The sequence below is a fragment of the Halobaculum sp. CBA1158 genome, from assembly GCF_021431925.1.
Taxonomy (GTDB): Archaea; Halobacteriota; Halobacteria; order Halobacteriales; family Haloferacaceae; genus Halobaculum.
In genome coordinates this window covers 1,149,889-1,166,584 of record NZ_CP090371.1, presented here as the reverse complement: position 1 = coordinate 1,166,584, position 16,696 = coordinate 1,149,889, and the positions used below count along the sequence as shown (strand labels likewise).

19 protein-coding genes are annotated in these 16,696 nt (G+C 70.4%); 6 read left to right on the top strand and 13 right to left on the bottom strand.

Going from position 1 to position 16,696, the window contains the following annotated elements; all coding sequences use genetic code 11:
* Window positions 1-5: 5 nt before the first annotated feature.
* Window positions 6-1,547, bottom strand: coding sequence for a phytoene desaturase family protein (crtI, locus tag Hbl1158_RS06180; protein ID WP_234299184.1), 1,542 nt, complete (start codon window positions 1,545-1,547; stop codon window positions 6-8).
* A gap of 87 nt (window positions 1,548-1,634) precedes the next feature.
* Between crtI and Hbl1158_RS06175 the strand changes: the two genes are divergently transcribed.
* The gene (locus tag Hbl1158_RS06175) at window positions 1,635-2,339 is read left to right on the top strand and encodes an SDR family oxidoreductase (RefSeq protein ID WP_234299183.1); all 705 of its coding nucleotides are present in this window, start codon (window positions 1,635-1,637) and stop codon (window positions 2,337-2,339) included.
* A gap of 66 nt (window positions 2,340-2,405) precedes the next feature.
* On the opposite strand, the gene Hbl1158_RS06170 is transcribed toward Hbl1158_RS06175, so the two are convergent.
* The gene (locus tag Hbl1158_RS06170; RefSeq protein ID WP_234299182.1) at window positions 2,406-3,317 is read right to left on the bottom strand and encodes a DUF106 domain-containing protein; all 912 of its coding nucleotides are present in this window, start codon (window positions 3,315-3,317) and stop codon (window positions 2,406-2,408) included.
* Window positions 3,318-3,404: 87 nt separating this feature from the next.
* Entirely contained in the window at window positions 3,405-4,031 is a 627-nt protein-coding gene (locus Hbl1158_RS06165; RefSeq protein WP_234299181.1) for an adenylate kinase, read from the bottom strand.
* 173 nt (window positions 4,032-4,204) lie between these two features.
* Here Hbl1158_RS06165 and Hbl1158_RS06160 point away from each other — a divergent pair, with 173 nt between their 5' ends.
* On the top strand, window positions 4,205-4,720 hold the full coding sequence (locus Hbl1158_RS06160; protein ID WP_234299180.1) for a hypothetical protein: 516 nt from the start codon (window positions 4,205-4,207) through the stop codon (window positions 4,718-4,720).
* 58 nt (window positions 4,721-4,778) lie between these two features.
* On the opposite strand, the gene Hbl1158_RS06155 is transcribed toward Hbl1158_RS06160, so the two are convergent.
* Genes Hbl1158_RS06155 through gatD form a run of 5 tightly spaced genes read right to left on the bottom strand, consistent with a single transcriptional unit; the run spans window position 4,779 to window position 8,019 of the window.
* Window positions 4,779-5,030, bottom strand: a complete 252-nt coding sequence (locus Hbl1158_RS06155; protein ID WP_234299179.1) for a hypothetical protein — start codon at window positions 5,028-5,030, stop codon at window positions 4,779-4,781.
* Between the two features lie 46 nt (window positions 5,031-5,076).
* Window positions 5,077-5,331, bottom strand: coding sequence for a hypothetical protein (locus Hbl1158_RS06150; protein WP_234299178.1), 255 nt, complete (start codon window positions 5,329-5,331; stop codon window positions 5,077-5,079).
* Window positions 5,332-5,372: 41 nt separating this feature from the next.
* Window positions 5,373-5,696, bottom strand: a complete 324-nt coding sequence (locus tag Hbl1158_RS06145) for a hypothetical protein (RefSeq protein WP_234299177.1) — start codon at window positions 5,694-5,696, stop codon at window positions 5,373-5,375.
* A gap of 41 nt (window positions 5,697-5,737) precedes the next feature.
* Entirely contained in the window at window positions 5,738-6,739 is a 1,002-nt protein-coding gene (locus tag Hbl1158_RS06140; protein WP_234299176.1) for a GNAT family N-acetyltransferase, read from the bottom strand.
* The gene (gatD, locus tag Hbl1158_RS06135) at window positions 6,736-8,019 is read right to left on the bottom strand and encodes a Glu-tRNA(Gln) amidotransferase subunit GatD (RefSeq protein WP_234299175.1); all 1,284 of its coding nucleotides are present in this window, start codon (window positions 8,017-8,019) and stop codon (window positions 6,736-6,738) included. Before gatD ends, Hbl1158_RS06140 begins: the two co-directional genes overlap by 4 nt.
* Before the next feature lie 204 nt (window positions 8,020-8,223).
* Between gatD and Hbl1158_RS06130 the strand changes: the two genes are divergently transcribed.
* Complete coding sequence (locus tag Hbl1158_RS06130; RefSeq protein ID WP_234299174.1) at window positions 8,224-8,751, top strand: hypothetical protein; 528 nt, start codon at window positions 8,224-8,226, stop codon at window positions 8,749-8,751.
* A 1-nt stretch (window position 8,752) separates the two neighbouring features.
* Here the strand turns inward: Hbl1158_RS06130 and Hbl1158_RS06125 are convergent, their stop codons facing one another.
* On the bottom strand, window positions 8,753-9,520 hold the full coding sequence (locus tag Hbl1158_RS06125) for an ArsR family transcriptional regulator (RefSeq protein WP_234299173.1): 768 nt from the start codon (window positions 9,518-9,520) through the stop codon (window positions 8,753-8,755).
* Between the two features lie 37 nt (window positions 9,521-9,557).
* Window positions 9,558-10,454, bottom strand: a complete 897-nt coding sequence (locus Hbl1158_RS06120) for a DUF1405 domain-containing protein (RefSeq protein ID WP_234299483.1) — start codon at window positions 10,452-10,454, stop codon at window positions 9,558-9,560.
* A 43-nt stretch (window positions 10,455-10,497) separates the two neighbouring features.
* Here Hbl1158_RS06120 and Hbl1158_RS06115 point away from each other — a divergent pair, with 43 nt between their 5' ends.
* Together Hbl1158_RS06115 and Hbl1158_RS06110 are read left to right on the top strand one after the other, a co-directional pair.
* A complete protein-coding gene (locus tag Hbl1158_RS06115; RefSeq protein ID WP_234299172.1) occupies window positions 10,498-11,265 on the top strand; it encodes a DUF1405 domain-containing protein in 768 nt (255 codons plus the stop codon).
* 57 nt (window positions 11,266-11,322) lie between these two features.
* A complete protein-coding gene (locus Hbl1158_RS06110; RefSeq protein WP_234299171.1) occupies window positions 11,323-12,414 on the top strand; it encodes a hypothetical protein in 1,092 nt (363 codons plus the stop codon).
* Between the two features lie 225 nt (window positions 12,415-12,639).
* Here Hbl1158_RS06110 and Hbl1158_RS06105 read toward each other — a convergent pair whose 3' ends face one another.
* Genes Hbl1158_RS06105 through Hbl1158_RS06095 form a run of 3 tightly spaced genes read right to left on the bottom strand, consistent with a single transcriptional unit; the run spans window position 12,640 to window position 15,359 of the window.
* Window positions 12,640-13,614, bottom strand: a complete 975-nt coding sequence (locus Hbl1158_RS06105) for a DUF6293 family protein (protein WP_234299170.1) — start codon at window positions 13,612-13,614, stop codon at window positions 12,640-12,642.
* A gap of 49 nt (window positions 13,615-13,663) precedes the next feature.
* Complete coding sequence (locus Hbl1158_RS06100; RefSeq protein WP_234299169.1) at window positions 13,664-15,142, bottom strand: sodium:solute symporter family protein; 1,479 nt, start codon at window positions 15,140-15,142, stop codon at window positions 13,664-13,666.
* Window positions 15,135-15,359 carry a DUF3311 domain-containing protein gene (locus Hbl1158_RS06095; RefSeq protein ID WP_234299168.1) on the bottom strand — a complete coding sequence of 75 codons (225 nt, stop codon included), beginning with the start codon at window positions 15,357-15,359 and terminating at the stop codon, window positions 15,135-15,137. Before Hbl1158_RS06095 ends, Hbl1158_RS06100 begins: the two co-directional genes overlap by 8 nt.
* 214 nt (window positions 15,360-15,573) lie before the next feature.
* Between Hbl1158_RS06095 and Hbl1158_RS06090 the strand changes: the two genes are divergently transcribed.
* Window positions 15,574-16,695, top strand: coding sequence for a glycosyl transferase family 2 (locus Hbl1158_RS06090; RefSeq protein ID WP_234299167.1), 1,122 nt, complete (start codon window positions 15,574-15,576; stop codon window positions 16,693-16,695).
* Window position 16,696: the final 1 nt, after the last annotated feature.

The following is a 16,696-nucleotide window of genomic DNA, read 5'->3' as shown; positions in this document are numbered from 1 at the left end:
AGGGGTCAGGACGACTCGGCCATCGTCTCGGCGGTGAGCAGCCCCGAGATGAGACACATCGGAACGCCGATGCCGGGCGTCGTGGTCGACCCCGTGAAGTACAGGCCGTCGACCGCCGACGACTCGTGGCCGGGACGGAACGGCGCGGTCTGGCGAAGCGTGTGCGCCAGCCCGAGCGCCGAGCCCTTCATGGAGTTGTACCGGTCGGCGAAGTCGTCGACGGAGAACTCCTCCTCGAAGACGATCCGGTCGCGCAGGTCGACGCCGGTGTTCTCGGCGATGTCGTCGAGCACGAGGTCCCGGTAGCGGCTCCGGAGTTCGGGCGTGTCCTCCAGCCCCGCCGCCACCGGCACGAGCACGAACAGGTTCGAGTGGCCCTCGGGCGCGACGGTGTCGTCGGTCCGGGAGGGGACACAGAGGTAGTAGGCGGGGTCGTCGGGCCACGTCGGGTCCTCGAAGATCTGCTCGAAGTGCTCGTCCCAGTCGGTCGGAAGGACGAGCGTGTGGTGTGCGAGCTCGTTCACGTCGCCCTCGACGCCCATGTACAGGAGGTACGCCGAGGGGGCGTACGTGCGCGACTCCCAGTAGTCGGCGTCGTACTGGCGCTTGCGAGGCGCGAGCAGTTCCTGCTCGGTGTGGGCGTAGTCGGCGTCGCTGACGACCAGATCCGGGAAGTAGGCGTCGCCGGCGGCGGCTCCGTTCCCAGCCGAGTCGCCCGCGGCGTCGCCGTCGGCGGTCTCCACCTTGAAGCCGCCGCGCTGGCCCTTGATCGCCGTGACTGGCGCGCCGGTGACGTACTCGACGCCCAGCTCCGACCCCATCTCGACGATACCGTCGACGACCGCGCCCATGCCGCCGTCGGGGTAGTAGACGCCGAGGTTGAAGTCGACGTGGCTCATGAGGTTGTACAGCGCCGGCGTGTTGTGCGGGGACCCCCCGAGGAAGACGAGGGTGTACTGCATGATCTGCTGGAGCTTCGGGTGGTCGAAGTAGTCCTCGACGTGGTCCTGCATCGATCCGATCAGCGACAGCCCCCACGAGTACCGGAGCACGTCCGGGTCGACGAAGTCCGCGAGGTCGTCGCGGTGCTCGTAGACGAAGTGCTCCATGCCGATCTCGTAGTTGCGCTCGGACTTCGCGAGGTAGTCGTCGAAGGCGTCGCCCGCGCCCGCCTCGTACGACTCGAACGTCTCGCGGTTCGCGTCGAGATCGGGGACCAGATCCACCTGATCGCCGTCCTTGAAGAAGATCCGGTAGTGGGGGTCGAGCCGCGACAGCGAGTAGTAGTCCGCCGGGTCTCGGTCGAAGTGCCCGAAGAACGTCTCGAACACGTCGGGCATCAGGTACCACGACGGGCCCATGTCGAAGCGGAACCCCTCGGCCTCGAGTACGGAGGCGCGGCCGCCGAGCTGGTCGTTCTTCTCCAGGAGCGTTACGTTCGCGCCGGCGTCGGCGAGGTAGCAGGCCGTCGAGAGCCCGCCGAACCCGCCGCCGACGACGACCACGTCCTCGCCTGTCAGCGAGGAGCGGTCACGAGGTGCTCGCATCATCCGTGGTACGGCGGCGACCAGTATAAAAGGGCGGGCGACCCGTCCGTCCGCAACCACTACGTCCGCGCCGCCCCGTGTGTGCGCATGGACGAGACAACGGCCGTCGTCACCGGCGGCACGCGCGGCGTCGGTCGCGCCGTCGCCGCGGCGTTCGCCGACGAGGGCGCACACGTCGTGATCTGCTCGCGAGACGCCGACGCCGTCGAGGCCACCGCCGAGGAGTGTTCGGCGGACGCCCCGGGGACGGTCACGGGACTGCGGGCGGACGTGCGCGACGAGTTCGACCTCGAACGGCTCATGGAGCGGGCCGACCGCGCGGGCGACCGCGACGGGATCGGCGTCGTCGTCGCCAACGCCGGGGTGAACCACGGCGCACCGGGCGAGATGTCGCTCGACGAGGAACCCTACAGCCGGTTCGACGACACGCTCCGGACGAACGTGCGCGGCGTGTTCGCGGCGGTCCGGGAGGCGGTCCCGTACCTCGCGCGCGACGCGCGGGTCCTGGTCCCCTCCGGGTCGATCGCCCGCGACGCGAAGCCCGGGATGGGGGCGTACGCCGTCTCCAAGGCCGGGGCGGAGGCGGTCGTTCGCCAGGCGGAGGCGGACCTCGACGCGACCGCGATGACGCTGGATCTGGGACTCGTGAACACCCCGCTCACGGGTAACCAGGGCGGCAGGGAGCCGGCGGACGTCGCCCCGATGTTCGTGTGGGCGGCGACGGCGGCCGACCCCGAGGAACACGGCGGCGGGGTCGTCGGACTCAGGGAGTGGAAGACCGCGACGCGGTAGCGACGGCTTCGAGTCGGAGAACGGGGACGGCGCGAGGAAAACTGCAGGCGGGATTCGGGGACCGACTTACGTCGACGGCGACATCGAGATGTTCAGCCCCTTCTGGATGATCTGGGTGAACGCCATCGAGCACAGGAAGTACCAGATGATCCACGCGGGCATGATGAACACCGTGTCCGTCCAGGTGACGCTGCCCCAGATGGGCAACACGATGGGCTGGAGGTCGAGACCAGGCTGACCGGTCGCGCCGCGGAACCCGATCTTCCAGTACATCCACAGGAACGCGGGGATGGTGAGCACCATGATCCACACCATCGGGCGGAACTGCTCTTTGAACATGCCGAGCTGGTCGCCCATGGCCTCCATCTGCTCTTCTTGGATCGCCTCCATCGCGTCGTCGTCGCCGCGCTCCTTTGCCTCCTTCCGGCGCTCCTGGATGTCCTTCATCCGCTCCTGGTAGGCCGCCATGCGGTCCATGTCCATCAGGTTCGCGCGCAGCAGCGTGGAGTACAGCCCCGTGAGCGTCGCGATGATCATGATGACCGCGTACAGCGGGAGCGCGTCCTGAAGCGGGCCCAGGACCACGTCCATCGCACCGCCCACGATGCCGCGGACGGGACCGTACGAATAGCCGACGAAGAACAGCAGCGTCACGACGGCCGCGCCCTTGTCGTAGATGCTCCAGGAAGTCTCCTCGGAGTCGGGGAGCTCCACGTCGCTCCCGCCGGTCAGGTCATCCTCGTCCGGGGACTCAAGCCCCGATTCGATCGCCCCGCGGTCGGCGAGCGCGAAGCCCGCCTCGCCGTCCTCGAGGAGGCCGCGCTCGATGAGGCGACCCCACTGCCCGCTGGTGAGGTCCTCGCGCACGTCGACCCACTGGATCTCGCCGTCCTCCGCGCGCTCGAGGACGAGTTCGATCGCCTCGCGCATCTCGGGCTCGGACGCGAGCTCGCGAGTGCGCTTCTCGATTCGTGCCATTGGCACCCGCTAAGCGACAGCCACGTAAGAAGGTTGTACTCTCGGCGCGGGGCGGCCGCGGCGACGTCGACCGACGCGATCGCCGCGTCAGTTCTCGATCACGTCGCGGACGTGTTCGAACACCTCGTCGGGGGTCCCCTCGCCGGAGACCTCCGAGAGGTCGCCCGCCTCGCGGTAGTGCTCGACGACGGGCTCGGTGTTCTCGCGGTAGACGCGCAGTCGCTCGCGGGCCGTCTCCTCGGTGTCGTCCTCGCGCTGGATCAGCTCGCCGCCGCACTCGTCGCACACGCTCTCCTCCTCGGGCTGGTCGAACTTCACGTGGTAGTTCGCGCCGCACTCGTCGCAGACGCGCCGACCGGTGAGCCGCTCGATCAGCACGTCCTCGGGCACGTCGAAGAAGACGGCGTGATCCAGGTCGGTCTCGTCGCTCAGGAACTCCGCCTGCTCGAGGTTGCGCGGGTAACCGTCGAGCACGAAGCCGTCGGCGTCCTCTAGGGCGGCGACGACGATCTCGTTGACCACCGGGTCCGGCACGAGTTCGCCGGCGTCCATGAACTCGCCGGGCGTGCCGTACTCCGTCTCCATGTCCTTGTTCTGTCGGAGCGCGTCGCCCGTCGTGATGTGGTCGAGGTCGTACTCGTCGCTGAGTCGCTTCGCCTGCGTTCCCTTTCCGGCTCCCGGCGGACCGAGCAGCAGAATTCGGTGAGCGGTCATATCTCCACGCTCCGGGGCCACGGTGAAAGGCGTGCTGAATCCGGCGCGGTTCGCGAGCCGGTCGCTGGCCGTCGCCGTCCGTCCCGAGCGCGACGACCGGGGACCGTCGAGACGGCGACCTCGCCGCCGGTCGGAGCGCCCGGTTTTTACCCCGGTTCGCCGTAGGCTCGGACATGACTCGATTCGACGCCGACACGTCCGCCGAGCGCCGGAAGCTGTTCGCCGACGCCGTCACCGCCCACCGCGAGCGCGGGAGCGCCTTCCTCACCGTCGAGGTCGAGCCGCATCGGGAGGAGTTACGCTTCGGCGAGTCCGGCGGGGACGCCGATGGCGACGCCGACGCCGACCGCGACGGCGACTCCGAGCGCGGAGTCGGCGACGCCGCCGGCGACAGCGACCGTGACGACGACGGCGACGACGCCGAGTCGCCGCCGCCGTGGATCCAGTTCGCCGAGAAGACGTTCAACCTCGACTGCACCGACGAGGAACTGGCGCGCCTGCACGACCTGCTCGAGGAGTACCCGGAGTTCCGGGTCGACGAGCGGGAGACGCCGGAGGACGCCGATGGGACGAACGTCCGGATCTCGGCGCGGTCGGACGCCAACCGGCTCGCGGGCTTTCTCGACCGCGCGTTCGCCGAGGTGTACGACCAGCCCGACGACTACCGGGCGTGGGTCGTCCAGATCTGAGGGGAACCCCCGCCGGCGACGCCCCCGCCGCGCGGGACGGACTCGACCGCCGCGCGGCCTACTGGCGCTCGATGAGGTGGTACAGCAACACCACCGCGCCGGCCCCGAAGACCGAGACGAACAGCCCGGCCAGCACGGTCGCCAGCGCCCACAGCGTCTCGTCGGTGTCCGGCCGTCCGCGGGCGTCCTGATACACCCAGTAGGCCATCCCCACGGGGAGCAACAGCGAGAATATCACCAGGAGGATGAAGAAGACGATCAACAGCTCGACGCCGCCCGGTAGCCCGGCGAACAACGGGAGGGGGACCATGGCGGCCGATCGACACGTCCCCAGTTAGTTCCGTCGACGTGCCACCTCAGTCGCGGATCACGACGAGGTAGTACACGGCGAACGCCAGCAGGAACCCGATCAGGTTCAACAGAAGCGACGCGAGCGCCATCGCGCCGGCCCACAGCTTCGGCGAGTCGGTCCGGCGCGATTTAGCGTCCTGATAGGTGAAGTAGCCGACGATCACGGCCACGACGACGTTGAGCAGGCCGAACAGCCCGAAGTCGATCCCGGGAAGTTGGAGCTGTGCCGCGACGAGCAACGGCGTCGGGTCGAGTACCATGGCGACACCGAGTAGTCCAAGGACGATAATCCTGCTGGCGGTCACTCACGGCCGTCGTATCGCTCCGCGGGGTCGACCGGCGGGCGGTCGCGGCCGGCGACGAGGTAGAGTCCGCCGACGACGAACGGCGCGAGCGCGCCGCCGGCGACACCGACGAGGAGCGCCGCCGTCGGCCACGCGCGGGGGTTGTCGCTGCGGCGGCCGGCGTCCCACGCGAGCACCAGCGCGACACACAGCGCCGGGACGAGCCGGATCAGGAGCGTCACCGCGAGCCCCGATCCGTCCGGGACCGGTCCGAACAGCGGGAGCGACGACGCGGCCGAGGGTCGGGAGGAGACTCCGGAGGTCGACTCTGCGTGAAACACACCTCCGGGGACCGTACGAGGCCGAAAAAGCGGTTCGGTCGTCAGTAGATCGACTCGTCCGTCAGGTCCGCCGCCGTTACGAAGTCGGGCTCGTCGGAGACGGGCGTCCGGGTCGCGGCCGCGTCGGAGACCCAGCGCACCCCTTCGGGGATCAAGATTCGGGTGTTGTCGATCCCGCGCTCGGCGGCGTCGCGCGCGACCGCGTCCGCGAGGGCCTCGAGCGCGTCGGTGTCGTCCCAGGCGGCGGCGTGGTAGACGCCCCAGGTTTCCTCCTCGCTGTCGTCGCCGTCGTCGCTCTCCCGGTCGTACGTGTACGCCAGCGCCGACATCGCCCGGGTGCCGCCGTCGACGACCGCGAACAGGCCGTCGCGGTCGACCGCGTCCCGGAGGTCACCGCGCGTCAGCTCCGAACAGGCCCACGACTCGCCGGAGTCCATCGCCAGCCCGCGCAGGTGCTCGCGGGCGTCGCTGCGGCTCCAGTACGCCCACGCGGCGTCGGGGTCCGCGACCACGTCGAGGTCGGGACTCGCGTCGGGATCGGGTGCCGGCTGGAGCCACCGGAACTCCGTGCAGGGGCCGAAGCCGACCGCCCGCGACTGGCCGAGCCCGGCCATGTTCCACGAGAACACCATGTTCCGGCAGACGACCGCACCGCGGTCTCGCGCCCAGCGCAGCGCCGCCCGCGAGAGCCGCGGCGAGAGGTTCCGACCGCGGTAGTCGGGGTTGACGCGCATCCCTTGGGCCCACGCCTCGGTGTCCGAGAGGAGGACGCACTGGAGCACGCCCGCCACGTCGTCGCCGCCGTCCACGTCGACGACGAGGGTGTGCTGGCGGGGGCCGTCTGTCTCGACCCAGTCGCTGAACACGTCGGGCATGTAGTCGCCGTGGCGGTCGCCCCACGTGTCCTGCGTGAACGCGACCACGTGCTCCACGTCGGCCGGGCGCGCCTGCCTGACGGTGAACTCGTGGTCGACGGGGGCGTCGCCGTCGGCGTCGCCCCCGCGGTCCGCGCCGTCGCCGCCGCCCGCGTCGCTCCCGCTCATACCCACGGCGTCGACTCCGCGGTCAGCTCGCCCGCCAGGTCGCGCCCCATCGCGTCGGCGGGGTCGGCGGCGTTCGCGATCGCCCACATCAGCTTCACCTTCGCCGTTCCGGGGAGCGTGTCTCCGGCCTCGACGACGCCCGCGTCGAGCAGGTCGCGGCCGGTGTCGTACACGCGGTCGCAGACGCGCCCCTCGAGGCATTGACTCGTCATCACGACGGTCGTCCCGTCGTCGACGAGTTCCTCGAACCGCGGGATGAGGTCGGTGTGGACGTGCCCGAGGCCGGTCCCCTCGATCACGACGCCCGACTTCCCGTCGAGGTACTCGAGCGCCGCGGGGTCCATCCCGGGCGTGAACTTCACCAGTTCCACGTCCTCCGCGAGGGCGGACGCGATGGCGAGGTCGGCCTCGCCACGGCGGGCGTACTCCCTGCCCTCGCGGAACTCGACGCGCACGTCGTCGCCGTCGCCGACGCCGTACTCGACGCGACCCAGCGGCCTCGCGCCGACCGTCTCGAAGGCGTCGCGCCGGGAGGTGTGGTTCTTTCGCACCCTGGTTCCGCGGTGGAGCGCGCAGTAGTCGTCCGAGGGCGACCCGTGCATGCAGACCAGCACCTCCGCGCAGTCGGACGTCGCCGCCTCGACGGCGCAGACGGCGTTCATCACGTTGTCAGAGGAGGGGCGGTCGGCCGACCGCTGGGAGCCGGTGAACACGACCGGGACCGGCGTATCGAGCATGAACGAGAGGGCCGACGCCGAGTACTGCATCGTGTCGGTGCCGTGCATGACGACGACGCCGTCGGCACCCGCGTCGATCTCCTCGCGGACCGCCTCCGCGAGGTCGCGCCAGATCTCGGGGTTCATGTTCTCCGAGAGGATGTTGGCGACGACGCGGCCGCGGTAGTTGGCCCGGCCCGCGAGGTCCGGGACGGCGCGCAGCACGTCCTCGGCGTCGAAGCGGGCCGTGACCGCGCCGGTGCGGTAGTCGACGGTGGAGGCGATGGTGCCGCCGGTGGAGATGAGCGCGACCGTCGGCAGGTCGTCGTCGAAGTCGACGGCGGAGGCGTCCTCGGCGTCGTCCTCGCCGCCCTCGTCGTCGCCGACGGCGTGCGCGTCGCGTTCGAGCACTTCGACGGCGGCGGCGTCGCGGTCGACGCCGACGTTGTACCCGCCCTCGAGTTTGAGTACGAGGTGGTCGGCGTCGCTCGACGGCATCAACACGCCCTCGTCGGTGACGCCCGCGCGCTCGACGCGGACGCGGTCTCCGGGGCTCGGGGTCATACGCGACGGTAGCGGTCGGCGCGAACTTGAACCTGCCCGTCTGCGGTCCGTCCCCCGGCCGGTCGTCCGGGACGACCCCCGAGTCGTCATTCGGTTTCGAGTGTCGCCCGCGGCGTCCGGACGACGGCCCGGCCGCGACCGATCGACGGCGGAGGAAGCCGGGACGGCACAAGAGCCATACTCTCGCGCCGTCCACGTCGAACTATGTCCAAGAGCGTCGAAGAGCTTCAGGAACTCGCCGACCGGGACGTCGCCGGCGACGGCGACGACGCCTCGGCGACGGACGACCCCGAGGGCGACGCGCCGGCCGTCGGCGGCGATGCGGACTCGGACTCCGGGTCCCGCTCGCTGCTGGGCCGGACTCCGTTCTCGGCGAAGGGATTCCTGTTGACGATGGTCGTCCTCATCGGGGGGCTCGTCGCCGGGTCGGCCGTCCCGCTGGTCGGCGGGATCACCCGGTACCTGGGACTGTTTCTCGCGGCGTTCGCGCTCGGACTCGGACGCTCGCGGCGGGCGTACCTCGAGACGGCCATAGGCGGCGCGCTCGCGGCCGGCGGTGCGTTCGTCCTCGGGACGCTCACGACCGGGAGCCTGCTGATCGGGACGAGCCTCCTGTCGGACTACGGGCTTCCGGTCGCCGGCGTCGGCGTCACCGTCGGCGTCCTCCTGTCGGTCGCGGGGCTGTACTTCGGTCGGGACCTCCGGATCGGACTGACGCGGGACGTGGAGTGACTCACCCCGCGATCCGCCAGCGGTCGCCCTCGCGGGCGAGGAGGTCGGCGTCGGCGAGGCGTCGGAGACCGTCCTCGACAGCCTCGGCGTCGACCCCGACCTCCTCGACGACGGCGCGGCGCGAGCCGTCGGTCGAGGCGACCGCCGCGAGCACCCTCGCGTGGAACCGGGAGTCGACATCGACGCCGAGGCGGTCGTTCAGTCGGTCGAGCACGTCAGCCATCCGGCCGTGAACCCATCGCTGGGCCAGCGAGAGTTCGTTCTCGAGGTCCTGGAGCCGGTCGAACTCGGCGGCGAGGTCGCCGATCCCCTCCCGCCCGTCGGAGTCGACGAGGTCGCCGTCGCCGTCGCCGATACTGCCACGGTCGCCCTCGCTCTCGCCGATCCCGTCGCGGTCGGCGTCGCCCTCGCCGTCACCGCGTCCGCCGGTGTCGAGGTCGAGGTCGATCCGCATGTGCGGACACCGGCCCTGGATGTCGAGGCTGGGGTTGGCGGGGTACGCCGACTTCGTTCCGAAGCCGTGGCGGGAGACGTTCACCTCGAGGCGCACGTCGCGAGCGATGTGGAAGTACTTGCGTCGCCGGTCGTCGGTGTGGCTCTCGATGAGCCCCGCGTCCTCCAGCTTCCGGAGGTGGTCGATGACGGCCTTCGGCGACACGCCGAGGTACTCGCTGATCTCGGTGACGTAACACGGCTTGTGCGAGAGCAGCCGGAGGATGCGCCGGCGGTTCTCGTTGCCGAGGAGATCGAGCAGTACCGCGGAGTCCATATCGGCGGGTTGCTCCCCGACGCGGATAAGCGTCTCGTCAACGCGACGCGGAGTCGCCCCACGGCAGGACGGCGGCCGCGACCGCGCAGGCGACGACCGTGGCCGCGAGGCTCCCCAGCGCGAGCGTCCACCCGGGGTCGTACCGCACCGGCGGGTGGTTCGCGAACGGCAGTCCGAGGAGGAAGCCGTAGTCGTACAGGTCGTTCGCGAGCGCGAGTAGGGCCGCGGCCGCCAGCGTCCGGCCGGAGGTCCGCCCGACGCGCGCGAGCAACAGCGCCTCCGCGAGGAAGGCGGCGTGGGTCGCGAGGATGCCCCAGTAGGCCCACAGCGAGTCGGCGTCGAACCCGACGTACAGGTCGTTCGAGAGCTCCGGGCGGACGAACGGGACGTTGAGCGCGACGAACGTCCACAGCCCCGTTTTCACGAGCCAGACGACCGCCAACGTCGTTAAAACCGACAGCAGCGTCGAGCGCGGCACGGCCGAGAGCCGGTACCCGGCGAAGGGCACGAGCGCCGCGAGCACGAGCGTCGCGAGCGCGATGGCGGTCGGCGAGTCGCCGTACAGCGGCCAGGCGAACGTCGCGACCGCGGGCATCGTCTCGACGTAGTAGCGCACGCCGACGAGGAACGCGAGCGCGTTCGCGAGCAACAGCAGCGCGAGCGTGAACGGCGTGGTGAGGTAGAACTCCGCCAGCGCCGCTGGGACCGGATTGCGCGTCTCGTGTTCGTCGGCCACGGTGACGACGGCTTCGACCCGGCGCGGCTTAATCGGGCGTGGTCCGAATCGGGTGCGGTCGGCGTCGGCGGGGCCGATACTGTCGCGGTCGACGGTGCCGTCGCGGTCGATGTCGCTGACGCGGTCGACGTCGCGGTCGCGGTAGGCCCAGTACCGATCGAGTTCGCGGGTCCGGGACCGGCAGAACCGGTCGACCATCGCCACGGCTAAGCCGTACACGGTCGACCACAGCCACACCCGAATGAGCCTCCTCTCCGATCTCGCCTCGGACGACGGTCTCCCCGACCGCCCGGACCTCCCGTGGTACGTCGCGCCGCTCCCGCGGGCCCTGGAGAACGTCGGGCTCCGGATCGCCGCGGTCGTCGTCGCGATCAACCTCGTCGGCACGGCCTTCGGCTTCTGGTACTACGGCTTCCAACCGCTGCCCCTGTCGACGCCGCTGATCGGGCTTCAGTTGGCCGGCACGCCTCAGAGCATGTGGGCGTTCGTCCCCGACTCGCCGGTGGCGACGCTGTTCATCGCGCTCGCGTTGGGGCTGTGGCTGCTGGGTCGCCCGAACGAGTACGTGAGCGTGCTGGCGTTTTTCGGCTGCTGGAAGCTCGGGCTGTGGACGCCGTTCGTCCTCCTGACGTTCGCCGACGGCTTCACGGCCGTCAACCCCTTCCCGATGTACCTCTTCTTGTTGTTCTCGCATCTCGCGATGACCGTCGAGGGGTTCCTCCTCTACCGGATCTCCGAGTTCCCGGTCCGGGCGGTTGCCGTCGCCGCCGCGTGGTACGGCCTCAACGACGTGGTCGACTACCTCATCCCGATCGCCGGGACTCCGCATCACACGCTGTTGCCGGGGCAGGTGGCCCTCGAGTCCGGCGTCGGATTCACGCACCCGTCGCCGGCCCACGAGATCGCCGCCGCGGGCGCGGTCGCGCTCACGTTGTCGGCGACGTTTCTCGCGCTCGCGACGCGTGTGAAACTGCTCGAGTCCGGTGCGGTCGGCGACGGCGACGCGTGATCGGCGAGCGGACGCCGCGGGCGAATCATTATTCCCCACCGGAGCGACGAACGCCACGTGAGCAAACCCACCCTCTATCGCGCGATCGCGGACCTCCCGTTGACCGTCGAATCGGTCGGCCTCCGCCGTCGCGCCCGCGACACCTCCTCTGGGTTCGAGCGCGTGAGCACGACGGTCCGACTGCGGGGCGAGGGCGAACTGGGCCGCGGCGAGGACGTGACCTACGACGCGCCCGACCACGACGCGCTGTTCGCCGACCCCGAGCGCGACCCTCGAACGCCGGCCGACGGCCTCGGCTTCGAGGCGGCGCTCTCGGGCGAGTGGACGTTCCGGGAGTTCTCGAGCCACCTCGACGAGGTGGACCTGTTCCCGGCCGGCGAACCCGAGCGGAAGACGGGCTACCCCTACCGTCGGTGGGCCGTCGAATCGGCCGCGATGGATCTCGCGCTGCGGCAGTCCGACACCGACCTCGCGAGCATCCTCGACCGCGGCCGCGACCCCGTCTCCTTTGCGGCGTCGACGCGCCTCGGGGATCCGCCGACGGCCGACCGCGTGACCGGCATCGCCGAGCGCGTCCCGGGGATCGGATTCAAGCTCGACCCGACCGACGACTGGACCGACGCCGTCGTCGAGGACCTCCCGACCGAGCAGGTCCGGGTGCTCGACCTGAAGGGGCTGTACGAGGGCACGGAGGTCGACCAGGAGCCCGACGCCGAGTTCTACGAGTGGGTGCTGGAGTCGTTCCCGAACGCGGTGATCGAAGACCCCGCGATCACCGACGAGACCCGGCACGTCTTCGAGGGGGAGGAGCACCGCGTCTCGTGGGACTACCCGATCACGGGCGTCGAGAGCGTCGAGGACCTGCCGTGGGAGCCCGAGTGGCTGAACGTCAAGCCCTCGCGGTTCGGTACCCTGGAGTCGCTGTCGGACACGCTGGAGTGGGCCCGCGAGCGCGACGTGACCCTGTACGGCGGCGGGCAGTTCGAGTTGGGCGTCGGCCGCGACCAGCTGCACGCGCTGGCGTCGGTGTTCTACCCCGACGCTCCGAACGACATCGCCCCCGGGGCGTTCAACGACCCCGAGGTGCCGGACCGCTTGCCGGCGACGCCGCTCGCGCCGTCGGCCGCGCCGCGCGGGTTCGAGTTCTGAGATAACTCGCGCTCACTCGCCCTCGCTGTCGTTTTGGGCGGCTCGCCCACACGCTCGCCGCCGTCTGTCGAGGTCTCGCTGTTTCCCTGGGCGGCTCGCCCACACGCTCGCCGCCGTCTGTCGAGGTCTCGTTCGCGCTTCGCGCTCACTCGCCCTCGCTGTTTCCCTGGGCGGCTCGCCCGCACGCTCGCCGCCGTCTGTCGAGGCCTCGTTCGCGCTTCGCGCTCACTCGCCCTCGCTGTCCGCGTGCGCGCGCACCCACAACTCCCCGATGCGCGAGAGCCGCGTCCGATAGGACTTCCCGTGTGACTCCTGTTCGATGTACCCCTTCCCGCCCGGCCCGAGCCGGTCGACGTTGTAGATGACCTTCGAGCGGAACGAGTCCGTGTACTCCTCGTTCAGCTCGTCGGCCAGCGCCTTCGCCAGTTCGCTGACCGACTCGAACTCGCCGTCCTCGCCGAGCTTGTAGAGGATGACCTCCTCGAAGGGCTTCACGTTCGAGAAGGAGGCGACCGGAAGCTCGATGATGTGACTGCCGTCGACCTCCTTCGCACCGATCGTCGTCCCGCGCTCGTCGAACTCCGCCAGCAGGTCCGTCGCCGTCGAGAGTCGCTCGCGGACGCGGTCGACCTCGACGCCGTCGGCGGTCGCGTCGACGACCCCCGAGGCCGACCCCGCATCGCCCTCGCCGTCGCTATCGCCGTCGCCCTCGTCGACGGCGTCGAGCAACTCACGGAGGAGGTCGCGGTCGGCGCGAAGCTCCTCGGCCAACTCCGTCTCCAGGTACTTCTCGGGGGCGGTGTAGTAGGTGTGGATGCGGTCGCGGTCGGCCTGCCGCTCCAGCGTGACCGAGTGGGCGGCGGTCGCGAACGCGAACGAGACGGGTCGCGGCATCGACGAGACGTTCACCCACACCTCTCGGCCGGCGTCGAGTTCGGCGTTGATGAGGTCGTACGCCTGCTCGAAGGCGGCGTCGTAGTCGTACACGTCGGCCACCGGGATGCGCTCGGTCTCCGCGCCAAGCAGGTTCTGAAAGTCCGTCTCCAGCTTCTTCGAGAGGTTCAGCGAGTACTCGACGTTGGCCTCGCTACCGACCGCGCCCTCCAGCAGGACGACCCGGTCCACGTCGAACTGGTCGCGCACCAGCGGCGCGATCAGCCGGTCGTAGTCGAACCCCACCGGAACGACGTGCGTCTGCATGCTGTGTGTCGATGCGGCGGGGGGCGGGAAAAGGGTGCCGCGGCGCGCGTCAGTCCGCGCCGACCCCGAACTTCTCGGCGCGCTCGGCCGGCGCGGCCGCCGTCACCGCCGACACCGCGACCGTCGCGACCAGCGACAGCAGCATGCACCACAGCGCGAAGTCCCAGGTGAGGTACGTCGCCGGCAGCGGGAGGAACACGTGCGCGAGGTAGACGGCCTCGGCGCTGGCGATCCCGGCGACCATCCCCCACTCGGTCGTCCCGCCCCAGTACAGCGCCAGGATCAGCGGGATCGTCAACTGGGCGTAGCCGCCAAAAGCGGTGTCCCCAAGCGTCACGAGCGCGTCGAGGCCGCCGCCGCCCCCGACCGCCAGCGACGCGAGGAACGTCGAGGCCGCGAAGACGGCGACGCCGACTCGACCGATCCACGCCTCGCGCTCGTCGCTGGCGTCGGGGGCGACGAGCGGTCGGTACAGGTCGCGGGTGAGATACGACGACCCCGACAGCAGCATCGAGTCCGAGGAGGACATCATCGCCGCCATCGCGCCCGCGACGACCAGCGCCGCGAACCACCCGGGCGTGTACTCGTTCAACAGCACCGGCAGGACGTTGCTGCCGTCGGGAACCTGGATCCCGAGCCCCACGGCCCACGACCCGAGCAGGAACGCCGGGACGAACAACAGGAGCACGAGCACCGGCCACAGCGCGAACGAGCGCTTGAGCGTCTCGACGCGGTCGGCCATGAAGAAGCGCTGGTTCACCTGCGGGAACGCGGCGACGCCGAAGGCGATGACGACCGCCTGCGCGATCATCCACTGCGGGGAGTACAGTCCGCCCCCGAGCGACCCGAACGCCGGGTTCGCCTGCGTCATCCCCGCCGTGAGCGCCGAGACGCCGCCGGCGGCGGAGGCGATCCACGCGACCGCCAGCCAGAGGACGCCGAGCATGAACACGCCCTGGAGCGTGTCGGTCCAGGCGACGCCGCGAAGCCCCGAGAGCCCGACGTACGCGACCATGAACACCGTGATCAGCGCCGCGCCGGCCCAGTACGGCACAGCGCCGCCGGTGAGGCCGACGATCGCCTGCCCCGCGCCGATCTGTTGGAGCATCACGTACGGGAACAGCCACAGGAGGCTCACTCCGGCGACCAGCCCACGCAGCCCCGTCGAGTCGAAGCGGTCGCCCAGCATCTCCCCGAGCGTCACGTACCCGTTGGCCTTGCCGACCAGCCACTGCTTGTAGCCGATGACGTACCACAGCAGGGCGAAGAGGATCCCGTCCATCACCCCCATCACGAGGATCCACTCGGGCCCCGCCGAGAACGCGAGGTTCGGCCCCCCGAAGAAGGTGAACGCCGACAGCAGCGTCGCGAACGTCGTGAACAGCAGGACGATCGTCCCGACCGAGCGCGACGCGAGATAGTAGTCCTCGGCGGTCCCGGCGGTGAGCCAGTACGCGACGAGGCCGATCGCGAGCGCGACGAGGAGGTAGCCGACGACCACCCCCAGCGAGACGGCCAACTCAGCCACGGCGGATCACCTCCGCGTCGACGCCGCGGTCCCACGCGCCCCGCGTGAAGGCGTAGAACGTCACCGACGCGAGCGCCATCCAGCCGACGTGCCACCACAGCCATACCGGGAGCCCCGCGACCACCGTCGCGTCGTCCCACAGGAACCACGGAATCGCGAACGCGACGAGCACGGCGAAGGCCGCGATCCAGATATACTTCGACCAATTACGGGTCATCACCCCATGGTACTGATTCATGATCCCTAAACGTTGCTAATTTCTCCCTCTGTTTGGCTTTTCGAAGAACTATTTTCTTCATAGTAGCGCGCCGGTTAGCTTCGGCTGTTCACAGGCGGTACTCCGGCAGCCGAGATCGAGACTCCCGGCAGTCCGCCGGCGCGATCGCCCGATCACACGGGTTTATTCGGTCGCCGGTCCACTCACGTACCGAATGGAGTACGTGCAAGAGCGCGTCGCGACCCTCCACTCGTTCGGCGACGGCGACCCGGACGCCCCGACCGACCGCGCGGCCGTGGTCGTGCCGATGACAGAGCGCGAGTACGCCGGCCTCGCCGCCGAGCGGGTGCTCTCGGAGCTGGAAGCGCTGTCGCCGGCGCGGGTGGTCGTGCCGCTTCGCGCGCCGGCCGAGCGCGTCGGCGCGTTCCGCGAGTGGCTCGACGGCTTCGACCTCCCGCTGGAGACGCTGTGGTGTGACGGCCCGCGAGTCGCCGACCTGCTGGCCGACGCCGGACTCGACGGCGAGCGCGGGAAGGGCAGGGACGTGTGGCTCGCGCTCGGTCGCGCCCTCAAGGAGGAGTTCGTCGTCGTCCACGACGCCGACACGAAGTCGTACTCCCGGGCGTACGTCCGCCGCCTGCTGTTTCCGCTCGCTCGGGGGTTCGACTTCTCGAAGGGGTACTACGCCCGCGTCGAGAACGACCGACTGTACGGCCGGCTGTTCCGGCTGTTCTACGCCCCGCTGGTGCGGGCGCTCCGGGACTCGGCCCCGGAGTCGGAGTTCCTCGCGTACATGGGGGCGTTCCGCTACGCGCTGGCGGGCGAGTTCGCCCTCACGAGCGACGTGGCCGCGTCGCTGCCGGTCCAGCGCACCTGGGGGCTGGAGGTCGGCACCCTCGCGGCCGCCTACGACGCCGTCGGCGTCGACGGCGCGGCCCAGGTCGACCTGGGCAGCTACGAGCACGACCACCGCGCGGTCTCCGGGCCGACCGGGCTGGAGGACATGAGCCGCTCGGTCGGCGCGGCGCTGTTGCGCGCGTCAGAGGCCCACGGCGTCGACCCGGACTACGACGCCCTCCCGGACGCCTACCGCGCCGTCGGCGAGTCGTACGTCGAGCGGTACGCCGCCGACGCCGCGTTCAACGGCCTCTCGTACGACCGCGCCGGCGAGCGCGACCAGGTGCGCACCTACGCCGCGTCGATCGCGCCGCCCGGTCCCGACACCCGCCTCCCGGCGTGGAACGAGACGACGCTGTCGCCGGGTGACGTGGCCGCAGCCGCGGACGCGGACGCGGACGAGGCCGCCGCGGGGACGCTCGACCGCGCCGATGAGTGAC

Excerpts from the sequence above, each read along its gene's own strand:
- crtI (WP_234299184.1), bottom strand. The coding sequence starts at position 1,547 with ATGCGAGCACCTCGTGACCGCTCCTCGCTGACAGGCGAGGACGTGGTC.
- Hbl1158_RS06175 (WP_234299183.1), top strand. The coding sequence starts at position 1,635 with ATGGACGAGACAACGGCCGTCGTCACCGGCGGCACGCGCGGCGTCGGT.
- Hbl1158_RS06170 (WP_234299182.1), bottom strand. The coding sequence starts at position 3,317 with ATGGCACGAATCGAGAAGCGCACTCGCGAGCTCGCGTCCGAGCCCGAG.
- Hbl1158_RS06165 (WP_234299181.1), bottom strand. The coding sequence starts at position 4,031 with ATGACCGCTCACCGAATTCTGCTGCTCGGTCCGCCGGGAGCCGGAAAG.
- Hbl1158_RS06160 (WP_234299180.1), top strand. The coding sequence starts at position 4,205 with ATGACTCGATTCGACGCCGACACGTCCGCCGAGCGCCGGAAGCTGTTC.
- Hbl1158_RS06155 (WP_234299179.1), bottom strand. The coding sequence starts at position 5,030 with ATGGTCCCCCTCCCGTTGTTCGCCGGGCTACCGGGCGGCGTCGAGCTG.
- Hbl1158_RS06150 (WP_234299178.1), bottom strand. The coding sequence starts at position 5,331 with ATGGTACTCGACCCGACGCCGTTGCTCGTCGCGGCACAGCTCCAACTT.
- Hbl1158_RS06140 (WP_234299176.1), bottom strand. The coding sequence starts at position 6,739 with ATGAGCGGGAGCGACGCGGGCGGCGGCGACGGCGCGGACCGCGGGGGC.
- gatD (WP_234299175.1), bottom strand. The coding sequence starts at position 8,019 with ATGACCCCGAGCCCCGGAGACCGCGTCCGCGTCGAGCGCGCGGGCGTC.
- Hbl1158_RS06130 (WP_234299174.1), top strand. The coding sequence starts at position 8,224 with ATGTCCAAGAGCGTCGAAGAGCTTCAGGAACTCGCCGACCGGGACGTC.
- Hbl1158_RS06125 (WP_234299173.1), bottom strand. The coding sequence starts at position 9,520 with ATGGACTCCGCGGTACTGCTCGATCTCCTCGGCAACGAGAACCGCCGG.
- Hbl1158_RS06120 (WP_234299483.1), bottom strand. The coding sequence starts at position 10,454 with ATGGTCGACCGGTTCTGCCGGTCCCGGACCCGCGAACTCGATCGGTAC.
- Hbl1158_RS06115 (WP_234299172.1), top strand. The coding sequence starts at position 10,498 with ATGAGCCTCCTCTCCGATCTCGCCTCGGACGACGGTCTCCCCGACCGC.
- Hbl1158_RS06105 (WP_234299170.1), bottom strand. The coding sequence starts at position 13,614 with ATGCAGACGCACGTCGTTCCGGTGGGGTTCGACTACGACCGGCTGATC.
- Hbl1158_RS06095 (WP_234299168.1), bottom strand. The coding sequence starts at position 15,359 with ATGACCCGTAATTGGTCGAAGTATATCTGGATCGCGGCCTTCGCCGTG.
- Hbl1158_RS06090 (WP_234299167.1), top strand. The coding sequence starts at position 15,574 with ATGGAGTACGTGCAAGAGCGCGTCGCGACCCTCCACTCGTTCGGCGAC.